6 protein-coding genes are annotated in these 6428 nt (G+C 65.8%); 1 reads left to right on the top strand and 5 read right to left on the bottom strand.

The features are described 5' to 3' along the window. Positions 1–173: 173 nt before the first annotated feature. The 5 genes from gcvPB to EPD66_RS04880 form a co-directional block, all read right to left on the bottom strand. Positions 174–1685 (bottom strand): aminomethyl-transferring glycine dehydrogenase subunit GcvPB, encoded by a 1512-nt coding sequence (gene gcvPB / locus EPD66_RS04900; protein ID WP_142847353.1) that lies wholly within the window; start codon positions 1683–1685, stop codon positions 174–176. Further along, a complete protein-coding gene (gene gcvPA / locus EPD66_RS04895; RefSeq protein WP_142847352.1) occupies positions 1685–3040 on the bottom strand; it encodes an aminomethyl-transferring glycine dehydrogenase subunit GcvPA in 1356 nt (451 codons plus the stop codon). Before gcvPA ends, gcvPB begins: the two co-directional genes overlap by 1 nt. Positions 3041–3047: 7 nt before the next feature. Next, positions 3048–3428 (bottom strand): glycine cleavage system protein GcvH, encoded by a 381-nt coding sequence (gcvH, locus tag EPD66_RS04890; protein WP_142847351.1) that lies wholly within the window; start codon positions 3426–3428, stop codon positions 3048–3050. An 11-nt stretch (positions 3429–3439) separates the two neighbouring features. Then, entirely contained in the window at positions 3440–4558 is a 1119-nt protein-coding gene (gene gcvT / locus EPD66_RS04885) for a glycine cleavage system aminomethyltransferase GcvT (protein ID WP_185961255.1), read from the bottom strand. A 160-nt stretch (positions 4559–4718) separates the two neighbouring features. Then, positions 4719–5237: a hypothetical protein gene (locus tag EPD66_RS04880; protein ID WP_142847350.1), complete on the bottom strand. Its 519-nt coding sequence runs from the start codon at positions 5235–5237 to the stop codon at positions 4719–4721. Between the two features lie 240 nt (positions 5238–5477). On the opposite strand from EPD66_RS04880, the gene ispH reads away from it, so the two are divergent. Beyond that, on the top strand, positions 5478–6422 hold the full coding sequence (ispH, locus tag EPD66_RS04875) for a 4-hydroxy-3-methylbut-2-enyl diphosphate reductase (RefSeq protein WP_142847349.1): 945 nt from the start codon (positions 5478–5480) through the stop codon (positions 6420–6422). Positions 6423–6428 lie beyond the last annotated feature (6 nt).

Raw genomic sequence — 6428 nt, 5'->3', positions numbered from 1 at the left:
TCAAGCTCTGGCGGCGGTTTTGTTAAGGGCAAAGCAGCCTCGATTTGCCACCTAAAAGGCCGATCCTCCCCCGCGCAAAGGTCTCCAGCATGAGGAGGCCCGAAGGGCCGTCTCGAAGGGACAAGGCGGGCCAAAGGTGGAGACATTCCGAGCAGGCTGGCAGACTCTTCCCCTTATTCCGCCGCCTTGTCCTCCGGCGGTGGGGTCCAGCGCAGGACAGGCGAACGGGCGGCCTTGGTTTCGTCGAGGCGGCGGCGAGGGGTGAGGCGGGGGGCCTGCTTGAAGTATTCGGCATCGCCCGCCTTGGCGCGCTCGGCCAGGGCGCGGACCACGGCGATGAAGCCGTCCAGCGTGGCCTTGCTTTCCGTCTCGGTCGGCTCCATCAGCAGGGCGCCGTGGACGACCAGCGGGAAATACATGGTCATGGGATGGACGCCTTCGTCGATCAGGGCCTTGGCGAAGTCCAGCGTGGTGACGCCCGTATCCTTCAGGAAGCGGTCGTCGAACAGGGCTTCGTGCATGCAGGGGCCGTCGAAGGAGGGAGTCAGCACATCCCCTAGCCGGGCCAGCAGGTAATTGGCGTTCAGCACCGCATCGCCCGAGGCCTGGGCCAGGCCGTCGGCGCCCATGGACAGGATGTAGGACAGGGCGCGGACGAAGACGCCGAACTGGCCGTGATAGCCTTTCAGGCGGCCCAGCGGCTTGCCGTCCTGCCAGTCATGGGCATGTTCGATCAGGCGGAAGCCGTCTTCGTCCTGCACCACGACGGGCAGCGGGGCGTAGGGCGCCAGGGCCTCGCTCAGAACGGTCGGACCGGCACCGGGACCGCCGCCGCCATGGGGCGTCGAGAAGGTCTTGTGCAGGTTGATATGCATGCAGTCGATGCCCAGGTCGGCGATGCGCAGCCGCCCGACGATGGCGTTGAAATTGGCGCCGTCGCAGTAGAAATAGGCCCCGGCTTGATGGACCACCTCGGCGATCTCGATGATCTCGTTCTCGAACAGGCCGCAGGTATTGGGATTGGTCAGCATGATGGCGGCGACATCGGGGCCGAGCTTGGCCTTCAGCGCCGCCAGATCGACCCGGCCCCGGTCATTGGCGGGAATGGATTCGACGCTGTAGCCGCAGGCCGCCGCCGTGGCGGGATTGGTGCCATGGGCCGATTCGGGCACCAGGACGCGGCTGCGCTGCGTTTCGCCCTTGTCCTCGTGCGCGGCGCGGATGGTCATCAGGCCGCAGAGTTCGCCATGGGCACCGGCGGCGGGCGTCATGGCGACGGCGGGCATGCCGGTCAGCGCCTTCAGCCATTCCGCCAAGCTATGGATCAGTTCCAGCCCGCCCTGCACGGTGGATTGGGGCTGGAAGGGATGGATGTCGGCGAAGCCCGGCAACCGCGCCATACGCTCGTTCAGGCGCGGATTGTGTTTCATGGTGCAGGAGCCGAGCGGATAGAAGCCGCTATCGATGCCGTAATTCTTCTGCGACAGGCGGGTGTAGTGGCGGATCACCTGGGGTTCGGACAGGCCCGGCAGGCCGATGGGGCCCTGACGCCGCAAGCCGCCCAGACGGTCGTTGACGGCTTCGGGTTCGGGCAGGTCGACGCCGGTGTGACCAGGGCTGTCCTGCTCGAAGATCAGCTTTTCCTCGATCAGCAGGCCACGATTGCCGGAAACGGTTTCGGCCATCACTGCTTCTCCTCGGTCAGCACCGCTCCCAGGGCGGTGACCAGGGCATCCATGTCTTCGGGCGTGGTGGTTTCGGTGGCGGCGACCAGCAGCACGTCTTCCAGTTCCGGCCAGGTGGGATAGAAGCGCGAGGCCGGAACGCCGGCCAGGATCCCTTCCTCGGCCAGCCGGTCCACCACCAGCGCCGCCGGGCGCGGCAGGATCACGGCGAATTCGTTGAAGAAGCTGCGCGGCAGGATCTTCACATTGGGCAGGCGGGTCATCTTTTCGGCCAGGATCACCGCATTGGCGTGGTTGATCTCGGCCAGTCGGGTGAAGCCGGCCTCGCCCAGCAGGCTCATATGGATGGAAAAGGCCAGGGCGCAGAGGCCGGAATTGGTGCAGATGTTGCTGGTGGCCTTTTCGCGGCGGATATGCTGCTCGCGCGTGGACAGGGTCAGCACCCAGCCGCGCTTGCCGTCGGCATCCACCGTCTCGCCGCAGAGACGCCCCGGCATTTGGCGCAGATACTTGGTGCGGGTGGCGAACAGGCCCAGCCCCGGTCCGCCGAAATTCATCCCCACGCCGATGGATTGGCCCTCGGCCACCACGATATCGGCGCCCATTTCGCCGGGGCTCTTGACCAGGCCCAGCGACACCGGCTCGGTCACCGCCACGACCAGCAGGGCGCCGACCTCGTGGCAGGCCTGGGCCAGGGTGGTGTAATCGGTCAGGCAGCCGAAGAAGCTGGGATTCTGCACCACCACGCAGGCCGTCTGCGAATCCACCCGGCCCAGCAGGTCTTCGATGGCGATGGGATCGGGCGGCAGGATTTCCGGCTTCATGTCGGTGAAGCGCAGCTGCGTCTCGGTGACGCTGCGGTAATGGGGATGCAGGCTGCCCGACAGCAGCACGCGGCGGCGCTTGGTGATGCGGCAGGCCATGATGGCCGCCTCGGCGCAGCCGGTGGCGCCGTCATACATGGAGGCGTTGGCCACCTCCATGCCGGTGATCAGCGCCACCTGGGTCTGGAACTCGAACAGGTATTGCAGCGTGCCCTGGCTGACCTCGGGCTGGTAGGGCGTGTAGGAGGTCAGGAATTCCCCGCGCTGGATCAGGTGGTCCACCGCCGCCGGGATATGGTGGCGGTAGACCCCGGCGCCGAGGAAGAAGGGCACCGATCCGGCCGGGACGTTGCGCCCGGCCATTTTGGTCAGCAGCCGCTCGACCGCCAGCTCGCCCTTGTGGCTTGGCAGGTCGAAGCCGTCCCGCCTTGCCGCCTGGGGGACGTCGCGGAACAGGTCGTCCACCGACTCTGCGCCGATGGCGTCGAGCATGGCGCGGCGGTCGGTGTCGGTGAGCGGCAGGTAGCGCATTGCTGGCTTACTCCAGGCCCTGGATGTAGTCGGTGTATTCGTCCACGTCCATCAGGGAATCCAGTTCCGAGGGATCGCTCATTTCGACGCGGAAGAACCAGCCTTCGCCCTCGGCATCCTCGTTGACCAGGGCCGGGGTATCGGTCAGGGCGTCATTGGCCTCGATCACCGCGCCGCTGACCGGGGCATAGACTTCGGAAGCCGCCTTGACCGATTCCACCACTGCCGCTTCGCCGCCCTGGACGATGGATTTTCCGATGGCTGGCAGTTCCACGAAGACCACATCTCCCAATTGCTGCTGGGCATATTCGGAAATGCCCACGGTGGCGATACCTTCTTCCTCGATCCGCACCCATTCATGGTCGCGGGTATAACGGGTTTCGCTCATGAATCAGCCCCCTAAGACGACGTGACGTAGCGATGTTGAACGAAGGGAAGGGCGACCACCTGGGCGTCGTGGACCTTGCCGCGCACCATCAGGCGCAAGGGCGTGCCGGGTTCGGCATGGGATGTGTCCACATAGCCCATGGCGACGGGGCCTCCGACGCTGGGGCCGAAGCCGCCGCTGGTGATCTCGCCGATGCTTTGGCCATCGGCATCGGTGATTTCGGTATGGGCGCGGGCCGGAGCGCGGCCTGCGGGGCGGATGCCCACGCGCCGCCGCACCGTGCCTTCCTTGATCTGGCGCAGGATGATTTCGGCGCCGGGGAAGCCGCCTTCCGCGCGTCGCCTCTTGGAAATCGTCCAGGTCAGGTTGGCTTCGACGGGCGTGGTGGTGGCGTCGATATCCGCGCCGTAAAGGCACAGCCCCGCTTCCAGCCGCAGGGAATCCCGCGCCCCCAGTCCCACCGGCGCCACGTCCGGCATGTCCAGCAGGCGCCGCGCGAGATTTTCGGCCTCCTGGCCGGGCAGGGAGATCTCGAACCCGTCCTCGCCGGTATAGCCCGAGCGGGTGATGCCGACCTCGACTCCTTCCAGCGACAGGACGCGATAATCCATGAAACGCATCTCCGCCACCGCCGGCAGCAGGCGGCCCAGCGCCTTGGCCGCCGCCGGACCTTGCAGCGCCAGCAGGGCTTGGCCGTCGAGCAGCGTCATCTCGATCTCGTCGGGCAGCCCGGCGCGCAGATGGGCGACGTCCTTGGTCGTGCAGGCGGCATTGACCACCAGGGCCAGATAGTCGCCGCCATTGGCGACCATCAAATCGTCGATGATGCCGCCGTCTTCATTGGTCAGCAGGGTATAGCGCTGCCTTCCCGGTGCCAGCGCCTGGATGTCGCCCGGCACCAGCCGTTCCAGCGCAGCGGCCAGGCCGGGGCCGCGCAGCACCAGCTGGCCCATATGCGAGACGTCGAACAATCCCGCCTGGGACCGGCAGTGCAAATGTTCCTTGAGGATGCCTTCGGGATATTGCACCGGCATGGAATAGCCGGCGAAGGGCACCATGCGGGCGCCAAGTTCACGGTGCAGCGCCGCCAGGGGCGTGCTCAGCAGGATCTGATCGCTGTCGGTCACCATTCCCTCCTCGGAAGGCGGCCGGTCGTCGCGACCGGCCGCCCTTCGTTCATCTTCGATGGGGGAGGCGGCCTTTCAAGCCCCGGTGCGCTGTCACCGGCACGTCCAGGCAGAAATCCTCTAGCGCGAGTGTAGGTGCTGCCGAAAGAAAATCAACGTCACGTTATCTTTGTTGGCGATTATACTCCAACTGGGCTTCATCCAGTTGCAGGCCGAGATAGATGCGATAGGTCTCCAGCGCTTCGCCTTCCTTCATCGGCACCGTAAGCTCGATATTCTCTTCCACATAACGCACGGCCTCCACATTCGGCGGGAAAGCGATGCGCACGGGCAGCACTGCCTTGGCTTCGTCGGCCGGATAGAAGGCGGGGATCGCCAGGAAGAAGGGCAGGTCGGCCTCGCGTCCCTGGGCGGCGGGGCCGCGCTTGACCTCGATGGCGACGGCCAGGGTCATATGGGCCGTATTGCCGCGATAGACGCAGCTGCCGCGGAAGCCGGTGATCTCGGCCTCCAGTTCCACATCGGTGATGTCGCGCCCCGGCCCGGGGCGGAAGCGGGTCATCTCGCTTGCATCGGCCAGCACGGAAACGGGCGGGCAGGGCGGTGCCTCGGCCCGTTGGGAGGTTCCGCAGGCGGAAAGCAGGGCAGCGGCGGCGAGGACGGCAAAGGGTGCAATACGCATGGGGAAGGCTGGCCTTTCGGATAAGCGGCAGACCGTCCGTATTGCCCCCATATGGCAGGGCGGAGGGCGCGGTGCCGACTACCTTTTTGTTTCGGTGCAATTCTGCTATTGCTGGCGTCGAGACTTTACGGAACCGCGCGACGGCGCACAAGACGGCAATGCTGCCCGCGCCAAGGGATAGGGCTCTTCTATTCCTTGCGGATGGCAATGGGATACCTTCAGGAACAACAACGGCCTGTCATGACGAAACAGAAGCTGACCATTCTGCTCGCCAGCCCTCGTGGCTTCTGCGCCGGCGTCGACCGCGCCATCCATATCGTCGAGGAGGCGCTGCGCAGATATGGCCGGCCGGTCTATGTGCGCCACGAGATCGTGCACAACCGCTTCGTGGTCGAGGACCTGAAGGCCAAGGGCGCCATTTTCGTCGATGAACTGGACGACGTGCCCGATGGCGTGCCGGTGATCTTTTCCGCCCATGGCGTGCCGCAATCGGTGCCGGCCGAGGCCGAGCGCCGCAATCTCTTCTATCTCGACGCCACCTGCCCGCTGGTCACCAAGGTCCATTACGAGGCCCAGCAGCATTGGCGCGACGGCCGCCAGATCATCATGATCGGCCATGCCGGCCATCCCGAAGTGGTGGGCACCATGGGCCAGGTTCCCGAAGGGACGATGATCCTGGTGGAAACGCTGGAGGATGTGGCGAAGCTCGAACCGGCCGATCCGGAAAAGCTGTCCTTCATCACCCAGACCACCTTGTCGGTGGACGACACCGCCGCCATCGTCGAGGCCCTGCGCGCCCGTTTCCCCGCCATGGTCGGGCCGCGCAAGGAGGATATCTGCTATGCCACCACCAACCGCCAGCAGGCGGTCAAGGCCATTGCCGGGCGCTGCGATGCGCTGATGGTCGTGGGGGCGCCCAATTCGTCGAATTCCAAGCGCCTGGTGGAAGTGGCGGCGCGCAGCGGCTGCGAACGTTCGATGCTGGTGCAGCGGGCCTCCGACCTGGATTGGTCGACCTTGGCCGACATCTCCGTGCTGGGCGTCACCGCCGGGGCCTCGGCCCCCGACATCCTGATCGAGGAAGTGCTGGACGCCGCGCGTACCCATTTCGACGTCACGATCGAGGAAGTGACGGTGACGGACGAGACGATTTCCTTCAAACTGCCCGCCGCGCTTACCGCCTAGGACTAT

The organism is Telmatospirillum sp. J64-1, from assembly GCF_006980715.1.
In the GTDB taxonomy this organism is placed as follows: domain Bacteria; phylum Pseudomonadota; class Alphaproteobacteria; order Rhodospirillales; family Magnetospirillaceae; genus Oleiliquidispirillum; species Oleiliquidispirillum nitrogeniifigens.
Note: the sequence above shows the minus strand (reverse complement) of the source record. Positions and strands in the feature narration are given on the sequence as shown.

What these genes read in the sequence shown, in the direction of transcription:
- gcvPB (WP_142847353.1), bottom strand. Translation starts at nt 1,685, where the DNA reads ATGGCCGAAACCGTTTCCGGCAATCGTGGCCTGCTGATCGAGGAAAAG.
- gcvPA (WP_142847352.1), bottom strand. Translation starts at nt 3,040, where the DNA reads ATGCGCTACCTGCCGCTCACCGACACCGACCGCCGCGCCATGCTCGAC.
- gcvH (WP_142847351.1), bottom strand. Translation starts at nt 3,428, where the DNA reads ATGAGCGAAACCCGTTATACCCGCGACCATGAATGGGTGCGGATCGAG.
- gcvT (WP_185961255.1), bottom strand. Translation starts at nt 4,558, where the DNA reads ATGGTGACCGACAGCGATCAGATCCTGCTGAGCACGCCCCTGGCGGCG.
- EPD66_RS04880 (WP_142847350.1), bottom strand. Translation starts at nt 5,237, where the DNA reads ATGCGTATTGCACCCTTTGCCGTCCTCGCCGCCGCTGCCCTGCTTTCC.
- ispH (WP_142847349.1), top strand. Translation starts at nt 5,478, where the DNA reads ATGACGAAACAGAAGCTGACCATTCTGCTCGCCAGCCCTCGTGGCTTC.